The 20,289-nt window shown below is 62.3% G+C and carries 18 protein-coding genes; 3 read left to right on the top strand and 15 right to left on the bottom strand.

All coding sequences use genetic code 11. From position 1 onward, the window contains the following. Positions 1 to 85: 85 nt before the first annotated feature. Genes HMPREF3056_RS04140 through rimM form a run of 4 tightly spaced genes read right to left on the bottom strand, consistent with a single transcriptional unit; the run spans position 86 to position 4,140 of the window. Positions 86 to 2,389 (bottom strand): Tex family protein, encoded by a 2,304-nt coding sequence (locus HMPREF3056_RS04140; protein WP_070754164.1) that lies wholly within the window; start codon positions 2,387 to 2,389, stop codon positions 86 to 88. Between the two features lie 41 nt (positions 2,390 to 2,430). Continuing rightward, positions 2,431 to 2,769 carry a hypothetical protein gene (locus HMPREF3056_RS04145; RefSeq protein WP_232751664.1) on the bottom strand — a complete coding sequence of 113 codons (339 nt, stop codon included), beginning with the start codon at positions 2,767 to 2,769 and terminating at the stop codon, positions 2,431 to 2,433. Between the two features lie 31 nt (positions 2,770 to 2,800). Then, positions 2,801 to 3,643, bottom strand: coding sequence for a tRNA (guanosine(37)-N1)-methyltransferase TrmD (gene trmD, locus HMPREF3056_RS04150; protein WP_070754166.1), 843 nt, complete (start codon positions 3,641 to 3,643; stop codon positions 2,801 to 2,803). Then, a complete protein-coding gene (gene rimM / locus HMPREF3056_RS04155) occupies positions 3,640 to 4,140 on the bottom strand; it encodes a ribosome maturation factor RimM (RefSeq protein ID WP_070754168.1) in 501 nt (166 codons plus the stop codon). Before rimM ends, trmD begins: the two co-directional genes overlap by 4 nt. A 33-nt stretch (positions 4,141 to 4,173) precedes the next feature. Between rimM and HMPREF3056_RS04160 the strand changes: the two genes are divergently transcribed. Beyond that, positions 4,174 to 4,572 carry a cupin domain-containing protein gene (locus tag HMPREF3056_RS04160; protein WP_070545762.1) on the top strand — a complete coding sequence of 133 codons (399 nt, stop codon included), beginning with the start codon at positions 4,174 to 4,176 and terminating at the stop codon, positions 4,570 to 4,572. A gap of 56 nt (positions 4,573 to 4,628) precedes the next feature. Next, on the top strand, positions 4,629 to 5,264 hold the full coding sequence (locus tag HMPREF3056_RS04165) for a TetR/AcrR family transcriptional regulator (RefSeq protein WP_246822463.1): 636 nt from the start codon (positions 4,629 to 4,631) through the stop codon (positions 5,262 to 5,264). Between the two features lie 53 nt (positions 5,265 to 5,317). Here the strand turns inward: HMPREF3056_RS04165 and rpsP are convergent, their stop codons facing one another. Further along, positions 5,318 to 5,842 carry a 30S ribosomal protein S16 gene (gene rpsP / locus HMPREF3056_RS04170; protein WP_046648030.1) on the bottom strand — a complete coding sequence of 175 codons (525 nt, stop codon included), beginning with the start codon at positions 5,840 to 5,842 and terminating at the stop codon, positions 5,318 to 5,320. Positions 5,843 to 6,136: 294 nt separating this feature from the next. Here rpsP and HMPREF3056_RS04175 point away from each other — a divergent pair, with 294 nt between their 5' ends. Continuing rightward, positions 6,137 to 8,389, top strand: coding sequence for an acyltransferase family protein (locus HMPREF3056_RS04175; RefSeq protein WP_070682050.1), 2,253 nt, complete (start codon positions 6,137 to 6,139; stop codon positions 8,387 to 8,389). Between the two features lie 69 nt (positions 8,390 to 8,458). Here the strand turns inward: HMPREF3056_RS04175 and ffh are convergent, their stop codons facing one another. The 10 genes from ffh to HMPREF3056_RS04225 form a co-directional block, all read right to left on the bottom strand. Beyond that, positions 8,459 to 10,054 (bottom strand): signal recognition particle protein, encoded by a 1,596-nt coding sequence (gene ffh, locus HMPREF3056_RS04180; protein WP_049155367.1) that lies wholly within the window; start codon positions 10,052 to 10,054, stop codon positions 8,459 to 8,461. Between the two features lie 49 nt (positions 10,055 to 10,103). Beyond that, positions 10,104 to 12,203, bottom strand: coding sequence for a [protein-PII] uridylyltransferase (locus HMPREF3056_RS04185; protein ID WP_070754172.1), 2,100 nt, complete (start codon positions 12,201 to 12,203; stop codon positions 10,104 to 10,106). 3 nt (positions 12,204 to 12,206) lie between these two features. Further along, positions 12,207 to 12,545, bottom strand: coding sequence for a P-II family nitrogen regulator (locus HMPREF3056_RS04190; protein ID WP_046648027.1), 339 nt, complete (start codon positions 12,543 to 12,545; stop codon positions 12,207 to 12,209). Positions 12,546 to 12,548: 3 nt separating this feature from the next. Further along, positions 12,549 to 13,934 (bottom strand): ammonium transporter, encoded by a 1,386-nt coding sequence (locus HMPREF3056_RS04195; protein WP_070754174.1) that lies wholly within the window; start codon positions 13,932 to 13,934, stop codon positions 12,549 to 12,551. A gap of 158 nt (positions 13,935 to 14,092) precedes the next feature. Continuing rightward, complete coding sequence (locus HMPREF3056_RS04200; RefSeq protein ID WP_046648025.1) at positions 14,093 to 14,461, bottom strand: Na+/H+ antiporter subunit G; 369 nt, start codon at positions 14,459 to 14,461, stop codon at positions 14,093 to 14,095. Positions 14,462 to 14,465: 4 nt separating this feature from the next. Then, a complete protein-coding gene (locus tag HMPREF3056_RS04205) occupies positions 14,466 to 14,756 on the bottom strand; it encodes a cation:proton antiporter (protein WP_046648024.1) in 291 nt (96 codons plus the stop codon). Continuing rightward, positions 14,753 to 15,307, bottom strand: a complete 555-nt coding sequence (locus HMPREF3056_RS04210) for a monovalent cation/H+ antiporter subunit E (protein WP_046648023.1) — start codon at positions 15,305 to 15,307, stop codon at positions 14,753 to 14,755. Before HMPREF3056_RS04210 ends, HMPREF3056_RS04205 begins: the two co-directional genes overlap by 4 nt. After that, positions 15,308 to 16,849 carry a monovalent cation/H+ antiporter subunit D family protein gene (locus HMPREF3056_RS04215; RefSeq protein ID WP_046648022.1) on the bottom strand — a complete coding sequence of 514 codons (1,542 nt, stop codon included), beginning with the start codon at positions 16,847 to 16,849 and terminating at the stop codon, positions 15,308 to 15,310. Further along, entirely contained in the window at positions 16,850 to 17,287 is a 438-nt protein-coding gene (locus HMPREF3056_RS04220; protein ID WP_010190439.1) for a cation:proton antiporter subunit C, read from the bottom strand. Continuing rightward, on the bottom strand, positions 17,284 to 20,265 hold the full coding sequence (locus HMPREF3056_RS04225) for a DUF4040 family protein (protein ID WP_070545739.1): 2,982 nt from the start codon (positions 20,263 to 20,265) through the stop codon (positions 17,284 to 17,286). The genes HMPREF3056_RS04220 and HMPREF3056_RS04225 overlap by 4 nt, the downstream gene beginning before the upstream one ends. Positions 20,266 to 20,289: the final 24 nt, after the last annotated feature.

A 20,289-nucleotide genomic window follows, 5' to 3' on the forward strand; every position in this document is an offset into this window, starting at 1 on the left:
CACTGAACGATCTCGGATTCTCAGGAGACGGACTCTAAAGCCGCCGCTGGGGCGAGAACACACAAAGCTCCGACCGTTTGAACGGTTAGAAGCCGGCCTTCTTGAGAGCGTCGGCCATTGAGCCACCGCCGCCGCGGTCCACGCGGCCACGCCCACCGTCGCGGCGGGAGTTGCGCCGGTCGGAGCGGCCGCCGCGCCCCTCGGAACGCCCACCGTCGTTGCGGCGCTTAGGCGCGGGCTGGCCGGGTTCGTCGTCAAGCCGCAGCGACAAACCAATGCGCTGGCGCTCCACGTCTACCTCCATGACCTTCACCTTCACTACCTGGCCCGAGCGGACCACATCGTGCGGGTCGGAGACGAACTTGTGGCTCATCGCGGACACATGCACAAGCCCGTCTTGGTGCACGCCAACGTCGATGAACGCACCGAAGGCCGCAACGTTGGTCACGGTGCCCTCCAGAATCATGCCCGGTTTCAAGTCCGAGACCTTATCCACGCCCTCCTTGAACGTCGCGGTCTTAAACTCCGGGCGCGGGTCGCGGCCCGGCTTGTCCAGCTCCGCGATGATATCCGTCACCGTCGGCACACCGAAGGTGTCGTCGGCGAAGTCCGCCGGCGACAGCTTCGTCAACACCCGCGAATTGCCGATGAGCTCCGAGACCCCCAGACCAGTCTTCTCCGCGATGCGCGCCACCACCGGGTAGGCCTCCGGGTGCACGGCCGAGGCATCGAGCGGATCCTTACCGCCATTGATGCGCAGGAAGCCCGCCGCCTGCTCGAAAGCCTTCGGCCCCAAGCGCGGCACCTTCTTCAGCTCCTTGCGCGAGGCAAACGTGCCATTCTCATCGCGGTAGGCCACGATGTTGGCCGCAATCGTGGAGTTCACGCCAGCCACGCGCTCCAGCAGCGGAGCCGACGCCGTATTCAGGTCCACGCCGACGCCATTCACCGCGTCTTCCACCACGCCATCGAGCGTGCGCGCGAGTGCGACCTGGTTGACGTCATGTTGGTACTGCCCCACACCAATGGCCTTCGGGTCAATCTTCACCAGCTCCGCCAGCGGGTCCTGCAGGCGGCGCGCGATGGATACCGCACCACGCAGGGAGACGTCCATGTCGGGGAATTCATCGGCCGCCAGCTGCGAAGCCGAATACACCGACGCGCCCGCCTCCGACACCACGACCGGGCTCGGCCGCTTCCCACCCGCCTGCGCGATGAGGTCCGCGACTTCACCGGCAAGCTTCTCCGTCTCACGCGAAGCGGTGCCATTACCAATCGCCATGAGGTCCACCGAATGAGCCGCGCTTAACGACGCCAACTCCCTCACCGCCTCAGCCCACTTCTGCTGCGGCTGGTGCGGGTAGACGATGGTGGTGGCTAGGACCTTGCCCGTCGGGTCGACGACCGCACACTTGACGCCGTTGCGGTATCCCGGGTCCAAGCCCAGCGTCGCGCGCTGGCCCGCCGGGGCCGCCAGCAGAACATCGCGCAGGTTGGTCGCGAAAACCTTGAGCGCGCCTTCCTCCGCCTTCTCTTTGAGACGCATGCGCACGTCGAGGCCCGAGGAGATGGAGAGTTTGGTGCGCCAGCCCCAGTGGACGGCGTCGGCAAGCCAGCGGGAGGTGTCAACGTCTAGGTCGAAGCGATCTGCGATCATGCCCTCGTAGATGGCGTCATCGCCGGCATCGAGGTTGAGCTGCAGCACGCCTTCGTTCTCGCCGCGCAGCAGCGCCAAGATGCGGTGCGAGGGAAGCTTCTCGAAGGGTTCAGAGAACTCGAAGTAATCTTTGAACTTTGCGCCTTCGGCTTCCTTGCCTTCCACCACACCGGCGTTCATGGAACCGCTGGTGTACATGCGCTCGCGCACCTCGCCGACGAGATCCGCGTCCAGCGCAAAACGGTCCACCAAGATGGCGCGAGCACCATCGAGGGCCTTCTTCGTTTCCTCGAAACCTTCGGTGAGGTACTCCCCTGCCAGCTCGGCCGGGTCCGCCGAAGGGTTCTCGATAAGCTTATCGGTCAGCGGCTCCAAGCCTGCCTCACGCGCGATATCCGCCTTGGTTTTGCGGCGCTTCTTATACGGCAGGTACAGATCCTCTAGGCGCGCCTTGGTTTCGCAGCCCTGGATGAGCGCGCGCAGCTCATCGGTCAGCTTGCCCTGCTCCTCAATCGCGGCGAGCACCGTTTCCTTGCGCTCCTCCAGTTCCCGCAGGTAGGTCGAGCGCTCCTCGATGATACGCAGCTGCGAGTCATCCAGCCCGCCGGTGGCTTCCTTGCGGTATCGGGCGATGAACGGAACGGTGTTACCCTCCGCCATGAGCTTGAGGGCGGCTTCGACAAACTGCTCTTTGACGCCCAGCTCTCCAGCGATGGTGGCTGCGATATTCACAAAACCTCTTTATGGGTCGGGGACTAAAAGACCTTCCTACCCTATACCCCGCCCTGCCACGCGCAGGAAGTACCCAGGCCAAACTCGGTGTGGCCGATCTCGGAGGTCCCGTACCACAATGTGTGCGGCGGCAAGCACTCCGCGACGGCGGCGGTGACCTTGGTCAGCGGCAGGTCAGAGGTGCCGTTGACGATGACCCTCCACACGTGCTCACTCACCGGCGGCTGGCCGTGTTTATCCATGTACTCGTTGACCAAGATATTGTCGGGCTCGCAGGTAAAGGAGATGATCTCTGCGTTGATGTCGAGCGGTTCGACGCCTCCTTCGCGCAAGCGCTGCGGCATGGCCTTGAGGACCTTATTCCATTCAGCCTCAGTCATAAGTATTGACAAGTCAGTGCTGACGTCCATCTCAATCCTCCTTTAAGGTTTCCAGGTAGGCGCGATCGGCCTCACTTAACTCCGCTGCATCGAGCAGCTCTGGGCGGCGTTGCCACGTTCGCGCCAGCGACTGCTCGCGGCGCCACCGGTCCACACGGGCGTGGTCGCCGGAGGTCAGCACGTCCGGAACCGCCAGGCCACGCCACTCGCGCGGCTTGGTGTAGCTGGGCCCCTCCAGCAGGCCATCGGAGAAGGAATCTTCTTCGTGCGAGCGCCGGTTCCCCAACACGCCAGGTATGAGGCGCACCACGGCTTCGGCGATAACGAGCACAGCTACCTCGCCGCCGATGAGCACGTAGTCACCGATGGAGACCTCGCGTACGCGGTAACGGTGCTGCGCATCGTCGACGACGCGCTGGTCGATGCCCTCGTAGCGCCCGCACGCAAAGACAATGTGCTCCTCCGCAGACCACGTTTGCGCATCAGCCTGAGTAAAAGGCTCTCCCGCGGGAGTCGGTACGATGAGCAACGGCTTATCCGACCCCTCGCTTTCGCCATAGGAGCGCGCCTCGACGCCATGGATATCGTCGTGGCGCGGCTTGCTCAGGTGCGGCAGAGCGCTCTGCAGGTCCTGAGTGGAGGCGGTGCCGGAGGAGACGTCGTCAAGCGCGGGCCCCCACACCTCAGGCTTCATCACCATGCCGGGACCACCGCCATAGGGGGAATCATCGACGGATTTATGCACGTCGGTGGCCCACTGGCGCAGGTCATGCACGCCCACCGCGAGCTTCCCCTGCTCGATGGCCTTGCCCAGCAGTGCGTGGCGCAGCGGGTCGAGGTACTCCGGAAAGATGGTGAGAACGTCGATTCTCATAGGTCGAGCAGCCCCTCCGGTGGAGTAATCGTGCAGGTCCCTTCCTCCAGATCGATCTCCGGCACGATCTCCTCCACGAAGGGGACGAGCGCTTCTTTGCCATCGGTGAGCGTGACTTCTAGGAGGGACTGCGTAGGGCCGTGGGTCACGCCGGTCACCTCGCCCACCTCTATGCCATCGAGGAGGACGCGCAAGCCTTCCAACTCGTGGTCATAGAAGCCGTCATCTTCCGGATCATCCAGGGGCTCGGCAAAGAACTGGGTGCCACGCAGCGAGTCCGCGGCCGTGCGATCCGGGATTTCCTTAAAGGTGATGAGCAGGCGCCCCTTGTGGGCGCGCACCGCCGCGATGGTGAGTTCGTGTTCCTTCTTGCCTTGTGTGCCGTGGAGAACCTCGCCGACGGCGAATCGGGTCTCCGGGGAATCGGTGGTCACCTCGACGGAGACCTCGCCTTTAATGCCGTGGGATTTCACCACGCGACCAATGAGTAGTTCCATGCCTGCTAGCTTAACGGGCTACGCTGGGGCGGCATGACTGAGCTTCCCATCAATGATGCAACCACCTTTGGCGACGCCTCCCACAACAGTGCCGCCCTCACAACACTGAATCTGCTCGATGAGGCCCCCGAGCCACACCCCACACGCCCCAGACCAGCCGTTAAGAGGGTCCTCAGTGCCGACGGCGCAAACCTCATCCTCTTCTCCTTCCTGCCTGGACAAGACCTACCTGATCACAAGGCCGCGCACCCCATCACCGTCCAGGTGCTCCAGGGATCGGTGATTTTTAGTTGCGGGGAACAAGATGAGGTGCTCGCTCCCGGACGCATAGTGCACCTTCCGGCGTACGTGCCGCATGCGGTGACATGTAGCGAGGAACCTGCACTCATGCTGCTCACCATGTTGACACCGAACACTGGCGCGAATGTCTAGACTTTTAGTACGATTCTAAAATCGTGAGTAGTTCGAAGCCGTATCATCACGGAAATTTGCATGAAGAGATCCTCCGGGAGGCCATTAAGCTCGGCCGGGAGGGCGGACCGGAGGCTGTGACGATTCGCGCCGCAACGCGCGCGGTGGGCGTCTCCCCCACCGCCGCCTACCGTCACTTCAAGGACCAAGCCGCGCTTCTCGACGCCGTCGGGGCCGTCGCCACCTACGAACTCATCAACAAGCTCAGCGATACCTTCGAAACGACGGAGGGCACCATCATTGACAAGATGATGGCGGCCGGTTTCACCTACTTCCACCACGCCTTGGAAGAGCCGCACTTCTTTATGTGCATGATGGCCGCGAGCAGCTTTGATATTCCGGCCGGGCTCGTAGCCGCGGCTGAGGGGCCCGGCGAAGATCCACGTGTGCAAGCCATGTTCAATTTCTACGGCTACATGGAGCAGTACGCGCGATCCATCGGCCAGCAACCCAAGAGGCAGCACATGATGCAGAATTGCCTAGCCGGATGGTCCACGGTGCACGGTTTCACGGTCTTGTGCCTCAGCGGTCATTTGGGGTCGCTACCGGAGGAAAAGGTGGAAGCTATGGCGCAGTCAGTTATTGCCTCCGCTGTCCGCGGCTTGGACTTCGAAAATCCTTTGGAAGTCCGCCTCCCACGGGCGAAAAACTAGAATATCCCCGCGACCTACTGGTCAGCGGGGATATTACGTTTGGAGTGCAGAAATTACTCTGCGGACTCCTCAGCCTCAGCGGAATCAGCCTCTTCAGCCTTAGCGGCCTCTTCCTCGGCCTTAGCAGCCTCAGCAGCAGCGGCTTCCTCAGCAGCCTTTTCGGCGGCAGCCTTAGCCTCAGCCTCTTCCTTGGCCTTGCGCTTCTTCTCGGTGATGGCCTCGATGGTCGGGCCGTTGTTGGCCTCAGCCAGAGCGGCGTTGAAGAGATCCAGCTTGGACGGCTTCGGCTCAGCAACCTTCAAGGTGCCCTCTGCGCCCGGCAGACCCTTGAACTTCTGCCAGTCACCGGTCACCTTGAGCAGTGCGAGAACCGGCTCGGTCGGCTGTGCGCCGACACCCAGCCAGTACTGAGCGCGCTCGGAATCGATCTGGATCAGGGACGGCTCCTGCTTCGGCTGGTAGATACCGATGTTCTCGATAGCCTTGCCGGAGCGGCGGGTGCGTGCATCAGCGACGATGACGCGGTACTCAGCGTTGCGGATCTTACCCATACGCTGCAGCTTGATCTTAACGGCCATGATTGGCTCCTTTTCTAGTCACCGGGCAGTTCAGACACGCGCCGCTTTCTGGCGCGCCGGTTCAACCCTTGGATTTATCCTGCGCGTGACGTGCCGGCCGTCCGTAGGCGGTACCGGCGTTACGCAGAGATGAAGTTTTACGTGTCCTCCACGCGGTGCGTGAACAACCTCAACAACTTTAGCGGAACCCACACGAGATAGGAAATTCCCTTTAGCTCTTGCATAGTTAGGCCTTACCCCGTGAAAGGGGTAGTCTGTAATGCGGTTATTTCGCCGCCACACAATCCTCCTTTTATGAATAAACAAGCACCCTCCACATTCCGCTACCGTTACGACCTTGACGGCCTCCGCGGCATCGCGATCGCCTTGGTTGTTCTGTACCACGTCTTCGTTGGTCGTGTCTCAGGTGGCGTCGATGTCTTCCTCCTGCTTTCCGGGTACTTCTTCTTAGGCTCGCAGCTGCGCTATGCCGCGCGGCCCAACGCCTCCCTGAACCCGTGGTGGCCCATCTGGCGCACGCTCCGCCGGCTTGTTCCTTCCCTCGTGCTCGTCATCGGCGTGAGCTATCTACTCGTCCGGCTTTTCGCTCCGAAGCTCATGAACACGGAGCTCACCAAGCAGATCACTGCGACGGTCTTCTACTACCAGAACTGGGAATTAGCGCGGCAGAACGCTGACTACGCCGCTGCCTCCGCAAGCACATCACCACTGCAACACATGTGGTCCATGGCGGTCCAGGGCCAGTTCTACCTGCTGGGCATCTTCTTCGCTCTCGGCCTGGCCGCTTTCATGCGCCTGCGCCCCAAGAACACGGGCCTGCGAGAACAGCGCTTCTCTTCCATTAATTCCATCGCTGGCCCGATTCTCCTCGTAGTTACCGTCGCTTCTTTTGCCTATGCATCCCGCGACGGGCTCTTTGGCACCCCGGAGAACTACTACTCCACATGGTCGCGCGCCTGGGAGCTGACTTTGGGCGCGGTGCTCGTCATCTATGGTTCGCACCTGCGCATGCCGCAACACTTGTCCAACCTCGCCACCGCCGTCGGTCTGGCCGCGCTCGCCTGCACCGGTCTGGTCATTTCCGATACCTTGGCGTTCCCAGGGCCGCTGTCTCTTTTGCCCATCGGCGGTGCAGTACTCATCATCATTGGTTCCGGCGGGTCTTTCTCGCGGGTGCTCACCACCCGGGTTTCTCGCTGGCTCGGTGATATCGCCTACCCGCTCTATCTGTGGCACTGGCCTCTGCTCATCATTTCCATCGCCGCCCTCGGCCTGGAAACCCCTCCGTGGTGGCTCGGTGCCATCATTATCGTGGTGTCGCTGGGCTTGGCGGATGTGACGCATCGTTTCGTCGAGAAGCCCCTGCGCCAGCATCGCAAACGCCCGCTTGCTGACGACCTCCCCGTCCACCGCGGCCTCGCCGACCTCCGCACCCGCACCGGCGCTCTCCGCGGGGTCGGTGGCGTCGTCGTTGCTGCCTGCACCATTGCTCTCGTGGCCGTTCAGCCGCTGTGGCTGCGTAGCCTGCAGGAGGCCAACCGCGAAATCCTAGATCCGAGGCTCTACCCGGGAGCCACGACCTTCGTTGAGAACATCACGCCGCCTGAGAACGTAGAGATCAAGCCTGACCCGATTCTCGCGCGCGGCATCCAGCCGCCGGTCGCTGATAATTGGTGCTTCATTCCGGAGCAGGAACCAACGGACTACTTCATCGAGACGCAGAAAGACGGCGTGACGCCGTGCATCTTTGGTGACGTTGATTCCGACGTCGAGGTCTACTTGGTTGGTGGCTCGCATGCGGAGCAGTTCTCCTCGGCGCTGGATTACTTGGGCCGCGAGATGGGCTTTAAGCTCGTCCCGCTTACCCGCGTGGGTTGCCCCATCGAGTTGGGCGATGAACTGAGTGTGAAGCCCTCTTGCGCCGAATGGAGCAAGGAAGTGGTCAAGCGCATCATCGACGCGGACCCAGCGTTGGTTGTGTCCAATTCCACGCGGCCAGGACAGCCGTTCGGCCACGGCCCCGATGCTGTCCCACCAGGCTACATAGCCTTCTGGGACGAGCTGGCCAAGCACGATATCCCCTTTGTAGGCTTCCGCGACAACCCGTGGGGCTTCGATGAACACGGCAATGGCCGCCAGTTTGATGAGTGCTACGTGGCCACCAAGGATTCCCTCGGGTGTGGCATGCGTTTCGAGGAGGTCTACGCGCCCTATGACCCCGGCGCTGAAGTCCTCTCGCAGTACGACAACATGCTCGCCGTGGACACCTCGAAGTGGTTCTGCAACGCCGACGGCGATTGCCCGGTCATCATCGGCAATATTATGGTCTATCGCGATATGCACCACTTCACCAAGGCCTTCGCCGACTCTGCCATCCCGCTCATCCGTGAAGCAATCGCGCCTATCCTCAACGGCGAGCAGGTCAAACAGCAGCCCCCGCAGATTCCCGCCGATAGCCCCGTGATCCCCCAGTCCGCTGAGACGCCTCCGGCCACACCCGCGGAGCCCATCCCCTTTCCGGCCTACCCCACAGGAGAAGCCATCTAGTACGCAGAAGGGCCGGCGCTACAAAGCGCCGGCCCTTGTCTCACCGAAGAAGGCTATGTTCTTCTTCGGTTATTTCTTCTTGCCCTGCCCAAAGTCCAGGTTGCTGAGGTCGATATTTTCCATGCCCTTCGGCATCTTTATATCGCCTAGTCCGGGCATGCCGCCGCCCATTTGCTCCTGCATCTTTTGCAGCTCCTGCATCGACGGCATGCCACCCGGCATACCGCCGCCACCACGACGCTTCGGCGGCTTGCGCTTGCCGTTCTTGCCCTTGCGGCCCTTCGGCTTCTTCTTGGTAGCGGAACGCCCACCGCCCATGCCCGGCATACCAAAACGACCGGCCATCTGCGACATCATCTTCTTGGCTTCGGTGAAGCGCTCGATGAGCTGGTTGACGTCAGAAACGCTCACACCGGAACCAAGGGCAATACGCTTGCGGCGCGAAGCGTTGAGAATCTTCGGGTTCTCGCGCTCCTCCGGGGTCATACCGCGGATGATGGCCTGGATGCGGTCGAGCTGCTTCTCGTCGACCATGTCGGCGATCTGGTTCATCTTGTTGCCGCCCGGCATCATCTTGAGCAGGTTGCCCATCGGCCCCAGGTTGCGCACCATGAGCATCATGTCCAAGAAGTCATTGAGCGTCATCTCGCCGGAGCCCATCTTCTTGGCGGCTTCCTCCGCCTTGGACTGATCCAGCTTGGACTCCGCCTGCTCGATAAGTGTCAGCAGGTCACCCATGCCCAAGATGCGCGAGGACATGCGCTCCGGGTGGAAGACGTCGAAGTCCTCGAGCTTCTCACCTGTGGAGGCGAACATGATGGGCTTACCCGTGACCTCACGGATGGACAGGGCTGCACCACCGCGGGCATCACCATCCAGCTTGGTCAGGACGACACCGGTAAAGTCCACGCCATCGCGGAAAGCTTCAGCGGTCTGCACGGCGTCTTGGCCGATCATGGAGTCAATGACGAAGAGCACTTCGTCCGGGTTGACGGCATCGCGGATGTTGCGCGCCTGCGTCATCAGGGTCTCATCGATGCCGAGGCGACCAGCGGTATCGATGATGACGATGTCGTGCTGCGTACGCTTAGCCTCTTCGATGCCGCGCTTGGCGACGTCCACCGGATCCCCATGCGAGGTACCCATCTCATGCTCGTGGGAGTCCAGGGAGGTGCCAGGATCCGGCGCGTAGACGTCGACCCCGGCGCGCTCGCCGACGATTTGGAGCTGCTGCACCGCGCCCGGGCGCTGGAGGTCACAGGCCACCAGCATCGGGGTATGTCCCTTCGAAGCTAGGTGCTTGGAAAGCTTGCCCGCCAAAGTAGTCTTACCAGCACCCTGGAGGCCGGCGAGCATGATGACCGTCGGTGGATTCTTAGCCAGGTTGAGGCGGCGGGTCTCGCCGCCGAGAATCTCGATGAGCTCCTCGTTGACGATCTTGACTACCTGCTGCGCCGGGTTGAGGGCCTCGGAGACCTCGGCACCGGCCGCACGCTCCTTGATGCGCTTGATAAAGCCGCGCACGACGTTGAGCGAGACGTCCGCCTCCAACAACGCAAGGCGGATTTCGCGCGCTGTGGCGTTGATGTCCGCCTCGGTCAGCTTGCCCTTGCCGCGCAGGCCGGACAGGGCTGATTGCAAGCGGTCAGACAAAGACTCAAACACGGTGCAGTGCTCCCTCAACTATCGTGGATAAATTTATAACTTCCCCAGCTTAGCCGTTGACCAGTGCTTGGGTCACATTCCGGACGAGGGCGGCGCGGGGGACGTCGCCAAGCGGCACGGCGTGGAGCACCATCGTGGCGCCGGGCGCGGCGGTGGATACCCACTCGCACTCGGGAAGCAGCGCCAGCACGTGGCCGAGCGTACCCGGGTAGTCATCGATCCGAACTTCGAAGACTCCCCTGCTCCACATCGCGGTCGCGGGGCCCGGCACAAAATCGGGCAGCACGGTATAGGTGCCGGATTTATAGGACTGAACGAGGCGCTCCTCCACCGTGGCGAGATCGATAGCACCGTGCAGAGCGCGGATGTCGAACTCGCCGGCATAGCCCTCCTCGGTGCGCACGAGGCGCGAGCAAAGAATGTTCCAGCCCAGCGCGGCAATCAGGGCCAGGGGGCGCACTGCCTCCCGCTGGTAGCTGCCGCGCCACAGGACGGTAAAGCTGTCATCCTCCGGGTTGTGGCGCAGGCCGATGTCGCGGTCGGCGGCAACCAGAGGACGAACTGGGCGCAGTGCCTCCAACTGCGCAAAAGCATGCCCGCTGACCGCTTCAATGCCCTGCTCTAGCCTGCGGTTCCACACACCGGGTCCGGTGGATTCGGCATCGGCGCGGGCGAGCACGACGAGGAGAGCCAAGGTGAGGTAGTCATAGCGCACAGCTTCGAGGAGCTCGTCACGGGCTTCATCGGATGAAGGATCGGTGCGGGAGACGATGCGCGCCAGCGTGGTGTGCTCAGCGACCACGGTTTGGACGCGGGAGCGGTCCGCCAGGTCGAGTCCCAACTTGGCCGCGGCACGCGCCACCATCTCCGCCCCCACCAGCTCGTGCGGGCGACCATATCCTTTCCCGATATCGTGGTAGAGCCCCACCAAGAGCAGCAGATCGGGCCTCGCTACGGAGGTGCGTGCTTCTGCACAGCGCGCGACGGTAAGGATGGAGTGGTAGTCCACGGTGTGAGCGTGCGTGCGCTCGCGCGGCAACAGCCCCCGGATGTGCTCCCACTCTGGGACGAGCCGCTCCCACAAGCCGTGAGCGTCCATCTCCTGGATGAGGCGCGGAGTGTTGAGCGGCGAGGACAACAGGCTGAAGAAGGCATCCGTCGCGGCGGCGGGCCAGCGTTCGGGCAGTTCCGGCAACTCGCGCAATTGCTCCCAGACGTGGGAGGGCACTGTTCTGCCCGAGCGCGCCGCAGCGGCGGCCACGCGCAGGAGCAGCCACGGCTCGTCGAGATCGGCGGTGCGAGCGAGGCGGATCTCGCCCCCGGCATCGACCACCCCGATATCGAGTGGCTTACGTGTGCGGTTGTGGCTGCGTCTGGCCACCACGCCCCGCGCCGTTGCCAATGCCCGCTCCACGGCCTTGTCTACTGCCGCGGCGGCAGTCACGACGGCTGCGGAGAGGCCATAGCGGTCAGCAAAGCCCAACTCGTGAGCTATCTCCTCAGCGAATTCGGGATCGAGGACGTCGCGGTGTCGGCGGGCGGTGACGTGGAGGAGCGTGCGGACGTCGAGAAGCAGGGCCTGCTCTTCCTCGAGCGCTGGGACGTCGGCGAGGTTGCCCAGGGCGAGGGCCCGCAAGAATTGGATGTCGCGCAGGCCGCCCCGCCCATTCTTGATATCTGGGTGGGTCATCGTGGCCAGGGTGCCGGAGCGGCGCCAGCGGGTGATTGCTAGGTCGACGAAAGCATCGAAATTGCTCTGCAGTAGGCGGCGCCAGGAGGCATAGACCTGGGCGCGGGTGGAGTCCACGAGCTGCTTGTCGCCGGCGACGAAAGCCAGATCCAGCTGCGCGAAGCCGGCGGCGGGATCAGATCCGGCGATGGCGCCGAACTCGCGCGGGGTGCGCACGGCGTAGTCAAGCCGGTATTTGGCGTCCCAGATGGGGTACCAGATTTCGGAGACGACGTCCTCGGGAAGCTCGGTGTCATCCGGGTGGAGGAGAATCAAGTCGAGATCCGAAAAAGGCGTCATCGCCCGCCGGGCAAAAGAACCCGTGGCGGCAAGCGCACAACCGGGCGGAAGCTGCAAGGACTGCGTGAGGCGCAGCGCCGAAGCGTAGGCGTCCTCACGCAGTTGGGCGGCCGTAGACACCTTTTAGAGAGCGGCCTCGCCGCGTTCACCGGTGCGTACGCGGATGACGTCCTCGACGTGCGTGATCCAAATCTTGCCGTCACCGATCTTGCCGGTGTAGGCGGCGTCGACGATGGCGGAGAGGATGTCCTCCACCTGCTCGTCGGCCGTCACCACCTCAAGCTTGACCTTGGGTACGAAATCGGTGGCGTACTCGGCGCCGCGGTAGACCTCGCTGTGGCCGCGCTGCTGACCAAACCCCTGGGTCTCGGTCACGGTCAGGCCGTGCACGTCGTGCTGTTCGAGGGCTTCACGGATGTCCGGCAGCGTGAACGGTTTGACGATGGCAGTGATGAGCTTCATCTGTTACTCCTTAGCTCCGGCGGTGTCGACCCGCGGCTGGACGGTAGGTGCAGGGTTAATCCTAGCGTCGTGGGTGTGGCGACGGTGAGACGCCACGGACTCACGGAAGTCATAGGCGGACTCGCGGTGCTCGCTCAGGTCGATATCGTGGTCTTCATCATCGGCCCTCCACCCCAGGGTGGCGCGGATGAGGAGCGCCACAACCAGCGTAACGGCAGCAGAGAACAGCATGGCGACGAGCGCGATGACCGCCTGGACGACGAGCAGCTTGAAGCCTTCCGAGAGGTGACCGGTAAGGATGCCGTTATCCGTGGCGAAGAAGGCCAACCCGATGGTTCCCCACAGACCAGCGCACAAGTGGACGCCAACGACATCCAGGGAGTCATCGAAGCCCCAGCGGTACTTCAGACTGATACACAGGCAGGCGATAATGCCGCCGAGGAACCCGAGGGCGATGGAACCGAGCGGGCTGAGTGCTCCTGCGGCCGGGGTGATGGCGACAAGACCTGCAATCGCGCCGGATGCAGCGCCGAGAGAAGTAGCGGCGTGGTCCCGGATTCTTTCCACGAGCATCCAGCCGAGCATCGCTGCGGCCGCCGCAACAGTGGTGTTGAGCCATGCCAGGCCAGCAATACCGTCCGCAGCGAAAGCGGAACCGCCGTTAAAGCCGAACCAGCCGAACCACAGAAGCGCAGCGCCCAGCATCACCATCGGAAGGTTGTGGGGCCTATCGATGTGCTTCGGGAAGCCCGCGCGCGGGCCCACGACGATAGCCAGAACCAGGGCAGCCGCGCCGGCGGAAATGTGCACGACGGTGCCGCCCGCGAAGTCGATGGGAGCAATGAGGGCCTCACCGTCTGACACACCGAAGAGCCACGCTGCGAGGGAACGCGGGGCATGGGAGAGCACTCCCCCGCCCCACACCATGTGGGCGAGTGGAAAGTAGGCGAAGGTTACCCAGGCGCCCGCAAAGGTGAGCCACGCGGAGAACTTCACGCGGCCGGCGAGGGCTCCGGAGATGATGGCTGTCGAAATAATGGCGAAGGTTGTTTGAAAACCGATGTCGATGATGTTGGGGTAACCAGCACTGCCGGCAAGGTACTCGGCGGAGGGCCCGGTGATTTGGCCGCGTAGCCCCCAGGCTTCAAACGGGTTGCCCACGATACCGGCCAGCGAGCTTTCCGCATAGGACATGGACCACCCCCACAGAACGTAGAGCACGGGGACGAGCGCTAGTGCGCCGAAGGACATCATCATCATGTTGAGGACGTGACGGTTGCCCGCCATTCCGCCGTAGAACAACGCCAATCCGGGGGTCATGAGCAGCACCAAGGATGCGCTGATGAGCATCCATGCTGCGTCGCCGGAAGAAAATGCTTCAGGAGTCATACGTCAACTAACCTCGTTTCTATAGCTTGATAGGTAACGGGGACTTAATATACCTATCGCACTATAGAATTAGGAAGGAAAGTGAGCTGCAGATCACACTTAAGATCGAAAAAGCGGCGAGGGAAGCACTCTCCTCGCCGCTTGTCCCAGCACGCGCCCTAGAGCTCGTCCTCGGAAGCCTTTACCGTTTGCTCACGCTCGCGCATACGCTTGGCATACTTCACGTCGGTGACGGTCACGCCGTAGATGGAACGGCCCATGTAGAAGGAGCCCACCGACGCGATGATCCACACGCCGAAACACGCGATCATGACCTTGATCAGCGACCACAGGGAAAACCCGTTCTCAGCAAAATCCACGACCAACTTCGCCACAAGCAGCAGCGGAACGGCCAAACCGACCGTCGGCCCCAGCAGGTTGACGCGGGTCAGGGCATCGGGCGCACGCCACAAGGCGATGGCGGTCCCAATGACCAAGACCGTGGCTACGACCAACAGAATCGAGGCGATAATCTCCGCGATAGTCATGGTCTTACCTCCTACCCTTCGAGATGATGCGGGCCATCGACAACGTCGGCAGCACGCCGGCCGCAATAGCCGCGAGCATGGCGATGTCATAGACGATGGACGCGTGATTAGTCATGGACCACGAAATATACATGCACAGCATGCCGTAAAAGACCATGTCACTCATCACGGTTCGGGTGAGCTCATCACGGGAGCGCAACGCCAATACCAACGCCGCGCACACCGATGCGCCGATGAGGAAAATACTGACAAAAACTACCCATTGAAAGGCGCTCATCGAGGAAAAATCAATCATTTCTTATCATCCTTTCGGGCATCCTTGTTCTGTGCAACCTGGCGCAAGGGCCACACGGAGTACTTCTCCACATCGTGCGCGGCCAGCGGGGTATCGTCGGTCTTTGCAATGTCGGGTGCACGCATATGGCGGCCCAGCGTATCCAGCGGGTACTCGTAGAACGTGGAGGCGAGCTCCTTGGTGGGGCCCTGACCAGGAACGCCATAGTCAATGCCCTTCACTCGCGGGGCGAGGCGTTCCTCCATGTCCGCGAGATCCTCCATGATGCTGGCTGGGTCATCCCCCATGACCGCCTGAACCAGCACGATGCGCGGCAGGCCTTCTGCCACCGGCTCGCGCAAACCCAAGGACAGAGTCCCCGGGGTTGCCGTAATGGACGAGGTGAACCAGAAGATCTCCCACGCGCTGGTCACGCGCAGGGGGTACCGCACCACTACCGGGCGGTAGTTATTCTGCGGCTTGAAGGATTCCGCGGCGAGCGAGAAACCCGCAACGAAGATTTCCTTGATCAGCCATAGCGCGTAGACAACGGCATGCACTGCAGTCTTCATTTAACGGCCCTCCTGAAGGGAGTCGATGTCGGGTAGGGCTACGGGGTCGTCGCCAAGCACTGCGTCTGCATAAGCCTCCGTATCCAGCAAGTCCGCTGAGGCTTCCATCGTGACGCTGATGACCGGACCGGAGAGAATGAACATGGTCAGCGAGCCCAAGATGAGCGCCGCCGAGGGTGCCATCAGCTTCTTGCGGATCACCAGCTCATCGGGCACCTTCTCCTTGGGAAGGTCCTTGCCCCAGAAGACGCGACGCCACACGCGCAACATGGCAAGGAACGCCGCGAAGGAGGCGATGATGATCACCGTGATCACGGTCCAGGCCCATCCCCCGCCGGTACGGGCAATTTCCGCGACGATGAGGACCTTGCCCCACATACCGGAGAAGGGAGGGAAGCCCACGACGGAGAAGGCGCCTGCGGCGAAGATCCACGCGATAATCGGATCACGGCGCGCCAAGCCAGAAAGCTTGTTGAGCCTGCCCGTACCGTACGTCTCCTCGATGGCACCGGAGGCCAAGATGAGGGAGCCCACCGTGAGCATGTGGTGAATGGTGTACAGGATTCCGGCAGCCAGCGCGCGCTGCGCATCGTGGGTGGTAAAGGCCATCATCACCAGGATGAAGGGCATACCGTTGAGCATCTGGTAGCCCAGCACGCGGCGGATGGAGTTCTCGGCCAAACCGCCGAAGGAGCCCACCACCATGGAGATGATCATGATGACGATGATGAGCGTTCCCCAGCGCTGGTCCATATCGAACAGCTGGACCCACAGGCGGTACAGCATGTACACCGCCACCTTGGTGTGCAGGCCGGAGAACAAGCCCATGACCGCAGCCGATGTTCCCGGGTAGGTTCGTGGCAGCCAGGACTGCACGGGGAACACGCCGGCCTTCGCAGCGATGGCGATAACGATGATGCCCGAGGCCACCGTCACCGGGCCGTTGCCGGCGGCAGCGCCCGTGAGCGCCGCCAGGTTGACCACGCCGGTCACCGAGTAGATATAGCCCACGCCGACCACCAAAAGCGTAGATGCGAACAAGTTCACCAGCACGAAGGCGCGGCCGGCAGCCAAGCGCGACCAGGTACCGGACATCGTGATGAGGCCATAGGACGGCAGCAGCATGACCTCGATGAACACGAAGAAGTTAAAGAGGTCAGCGGTCAGCAGGGCGCCGCACACACCAGTGATAAGGATTAGTGTCAGCGACGGGTAGTAGCGAGACTTGGTCTCACCGCCCACGATGGCAAACCAGTTGGCACCGAAGGCCACGATCATCGTCGTAATGAGCATGAGTGCCGAGAACGTATCGGCGGCGAAGGCAATACCCGCGTTGCCCAGGTAGTTACCCACACTGTGCGCCACCACTCCGTTGCTCATGGTGTAGAGCAACAGCGCAAAGGAGGCGAAAATACCCACGCCCGGAACGATGAGCATGATGGCATCGCGCACGCGGCTCCATGGCGCGAGGAGCGCCAGCGCCGCCGATACGAGGGGAACCGCTGGGAAGAGCGGGAGGAGGGCGCTTACGGTGTCATACATCTAGTTGTCCTCCTCTTGTTCGAGTTCTTTCAAACGATCCATCTTGTTAGCCGAGCGCTCCAGAATCTCCCGGTTCTGGGTGTCGCGTCCCAGCGTGGAGAAAGCGTGGTCAATGGTGTTGTCATCCACCGGCTCAACAACATCCGTGTCGTCGTTCGCGCCCATCGCTGCCATGGTCAGCAGGATGGTCGAGGTAGCCATGGAAATCACCACGGCGGTCAGCACAAAGGCCTGCGGCAGCGGGTCCGCCATCTGGTCCATGCCCACCTGCGATGGAAAGGACTCCCCGCGGTAGGAGTACACGCCGGTGGCCAGGAGCATGAGGTTGGCACCGTGGCCGAAGGCCATCATGCCCAGCACGATGTGCACAAGGCCGCGCTGCTGGATGAGGTAGACGGCGCTACCGATGAGCAAAGCAATGGTCAGTGCGAGGATCATGAGTTCTTCTCCTCTTGAGCCGAGATTCGGTGGGACGAGGACGCACGGTGGCGTGCCTCGGAGTCATTGAGCAACGCCGTTGGGTCCGAAGACGGGTTGATGGACTCGGGATACGGGTCGTCGACATCCTCCATGACCACGCGCGGGGTATTCGGCAGCGCGGAATCATCGTCATGAACCCACGGCAAGTAGTCCCGCTCGGTGCCCGGGCGCAGGTAGCCACCCAAGGCGTTGATGGCCATGGTGAGCATGCCCAACACCGCGAGGTAAATGCCGAGGTCGAAGATGAGCGACGTCGTCCAGTGCTGCCCCAGGGCGTGGCCATGGATGGCGGTGAGGAAACCACCGGAGCTATGCGACGTCGGGATGTAGCCGATGAAGCCTGCCACCAGCGCCACGATAATGCCCACGCCGGTGAGGTGAATCGGAGTCATGCGCCCGAAGACAATCTCATCGGTACCGCGGGACAGATAGGTCAGGCCGATGGCAGCACCCATGATGAGCGCCGCTGGGAAGCCGCCGCCGGAAGCCTGGTGGCCGCGGTAGAAGACAATGAAGGACATGACCACCAGGATTGGGATGGCCACGGCAATGCCCTTGCGCAGCGGCACCGAGTTGAGCTGCGACTGACCGAACGGAGCCGGGCGTGTGCCGGAGGTGAACGGGAAGCGCGGCAGCGTCGAGGTGACCGCTGCGATAACCACGGCGGCCATGCCCAACACCGAAAGCTCGCCCAGGGTATCGAGTGCACGGAACTCCACGATGATGGTGGCCACCACATTGTCGCCACCAGTAATATCCGGAGCGTTGTTGAGGTACCACATGGCCAGATCCGAGCGCTCGTGACGGCCCATCAGCGCCCACACGCCCAGGAATGCGGTGAGCCCAGCGAGCACGGCCACCACGATGGAACCCACCTTGCGGTTGTTGTTTTGTACTGGGTGGAATTTCTCCGGCAGATAGCGCAGGACCATCATCATGACGATGACGGACAGCGCCTCCACCGTGAACTGCGTCAGGGCCACGTCGGGTGCGCCGAGCAAGAACATCTGCAAGGTCACGCCGGTTCCCGCGGTACCAATCATGACCGCACCGGTGAGGCGGTTGCGGGTGCGCACCAAGCCAAACATCGACAGCGCGACGATACCCAGCGGCAGCAGATCCCATGGGTTGTCAAGGCCGTCCACGCGCGGGTTGAGAGCCACACCGTCGACACCCGTGGACACCAGAGTGGAGCCCGCAAGGATGATGACTAGGAGGATGATCGGCAGGATCAGCTTCGACGGGTTGTGGGTATCGGACATGCGGCCAACGAAACGGCCGAAGGCTGCGCACACATCCTGGATCCACTTCAGAATCTGGTTACCGGTGCGCGGCAGGAGCTGGCGCTCCTCCATCGCGGTCCACAGCGGCCCGCGGAAGAACAACGCGATGATGCCAGCGATCAGCACCATCACAGAAATAAGCAGCGGGACGTTCAGGCCGTGCCACAGCGCAAGGTGGGAATGGCCCTCCATACCGATGGCCGCCACGATGTTATCGAGCGGCTTATCGAGTGCTCCCATAACGAAGATGATCGGAACCGACATCACGCCCGGCAGAGCCGCGGGCAGCCACAGCCGAACCGGTGCCTCATGGACATGCGACATGTTGCGCGGGCCATCGAAAAAGGCACCGAAGACGATCTTGGCGGAGTAAGTAAACGTGAAGAACGCACCCACGCCGGCGACGATGAGCAACAGCACCTGGCCGGTCGATCCGATGGGAGCCTCTTCGAAGGCGGTAAGCATCCCTTCCTTCGACACGAAGCCAAACAGCGGCGGGACCGCCGCCATGGAGGCAGCGCCGATGAGCATGGAGCCGAAGGTCCACGGCATCTTGTTCCACAGCACGCCGAGGCGGCGGATATCGCGGGAACCGGCCTCGTGGTCGATGACACCAATGAGCATGAAGATGGAGGACTTAAACAGCGCGTGCGCCAGCGTGTGCACGAGCGCCGCCGCAATGGCGAAAGGCGTGCCCACACCAATCGTGGCCACGATCCATCCCAGGTGGGACACGGTGGAGTACGCGGTCAGCTTCTTCAAGTCCGTCTTCTGCACGGCGAAGACCGCCGACATCACGGCGGTACCCATACCGGCGACGATGAGCAGCCAGTTCCACACGGCAACATCGTGGAAGATGGTGGAGAAACGAATCAACAGGTAGACACCGGCCTTAACCACTGCTGCCGCGTGCAGGAAGGCCGAGACCGGCGTCGCGGCCGCCATGGCTTCCGGCAGCCAGAAGTGGAAGGGGAACTGTGCAGACTTGGTAAATGCCGATACCGCAATGAGCACGGCAACCCCGGCGGTCAGGCCTGGGCGCTCCGCCCACACGTCGGAGGCCAAGATGCCCTCAAGGTTCGTCGTCCCCGCTGCGGTTGCAGCAATCGCCACGCCCGATAGCAAGGTGAGGCCGCCAACGAAGGTAAGGATCAACGTGCGCTGCGAACCCGCCTCACCTGACTTACCGCTGCGCGCAATGAGCATGAACGACGCCAGCGATACCAGCTCCCAGGCAAGGAAGAGCACCACGACGTCGTTAGCGAGCACGAGCAGGAGGATCGACAGCGTAAACGCGGTCATCAGGACATAAAAACTGACGTTTCCTTTTCCTTTAGGCAAGTAAGCCGCAGAATAAGTAAACACCACCGCACCGATGACGAGAGCCAGCATGGCGAAGAAGATGCCGAGTGCATCGCCGCGGAAGGCGAGGTTGACATCAACACCGGGCGCGATCACATCGCGCACCCACGTCACGGAATAGGTCAGTTCTTCGCCACGGGCAAGCGCCGGAAATTCTTTAGCCAACAGTGCCGCGGCGACAATAAAAATGCCGGCTAGCGGGTAGCCGGCTGCGCGATCAGCAACCTTGACGGCTACTGGTGCAAGCGCCACTGCGACAGCTGCGAGGAGGACAACATACAGGAGTGTCACGGAAGAGTAGCCTCACGAACCGTT

The sequence above is a fragment of the Corynebacterium sp. HMSC056F09 genome, from assembly GCF_001815785.1.
In the GTDB taxonomy this organism is placed as follows: Bacteria; Actinomycetota; Actinomycetes; order Mycobacteriales; family Mycobacteriaceae; genus Corynebacterium; species Corynebacterium hiratae.

Excerpts from the sequence above, each read along its gene's own strand:
- HMPREF3056_RS04175 (WP_070682050.1), top strand. The coding sequence starts at position 6,137 with ATGAATAAACAAGCACCCTCCACATTCCGCTACCGTTACGACCTTGAC.
- trmD (WP_070754166.1), bottom strand. The coding sequence starts at position 3,643 with ATGAGAATCGACGTTCTCACCATCTTTCCGGAGTACCTCGACCCGCTG.
- HMPREF3056_RS04220 (WP_010190439.1), bottom strand. The coding sequence starts at position 17,287 with ATGATCCTCGCACTGACCATTGCTTTGCTCATCGGTAGCGCCGTCTAC.
- HMPREF3056_RS04205 (WP_046648024.1), bottom strand. The coding sequence starts at position 14,756 with ATGATTGATTTTTCCTCGATGAGCGCCTTTCAATGGGTAGTTTTTGTC.
- HMPREF3056_RS04195 (WP_070754174.1), bottom strand. The coding sequence starts at position 13,934 with ATGACTCCTGAAGCATTTTCTTCCGGCGACGCAGCATGGATGCTCATC.
- HMPREF3056_RS04160 (WP_070545762.1), top strand. The coding sequence starts at position 4,174 with ATGACTGAGCTTCCCATCAATGATGCAACCACCTTTGGCGACGCCTCC.
- rimM (WP_070754168.1), bottom strand. The coding sequence starts at position 4,140 with ATGGAACTACTCATTGGTCGCGTGGTGAAATCCCACGGCATTAAAGGC.
- HMPREF3056_RS04200 (WP_046648025.1), bottom strand. The coding sequence starts at position 14,461 with ATGACTATCGCGGAGATTATCGCCTCGATTCTGTTGGTCGTAGCCACG.
- HMPREF3056_RS04210 (WP_046648023.1), bottom strand. The coding sequence starts at position 15,307 with ATGAAGACTGCAGTGCATGCCGTTGTCTACGCGCTATGGCTGATCAAG.
- HMPREF3056_RS04145 (WP_232751664.1), bottom strand. The coding sequence starts at position 2,769 with ATGACTGAGGCTGAATGGAATAAGGTCCTCAAGGCCATGCCGCAGCGC.
- rpsP (WP_046648030.1), bottom strand. The coding sequence starts at position 5,842 with ATGGCCGTTAAGATCAAGCTGCAGCGTATGGGTAAGATCCGCAACGCT.
- HMPREF3056_RS04190 (WP_046648027.1), bottom strand. The coding sequence starts at position 12,545 with ATGAAGCTCATCACTGCCATCGTCAAACCGTTCACGCTGCCGGACATC.
- HMPREF3056_RS04215 (WP_046648022.1), bottom strand. The coding sequence starts at position 16,849 with ATGTATGACACCGTAAGCGCCCTCCTCCCGCTCTTCCCAGCGGTTCCC.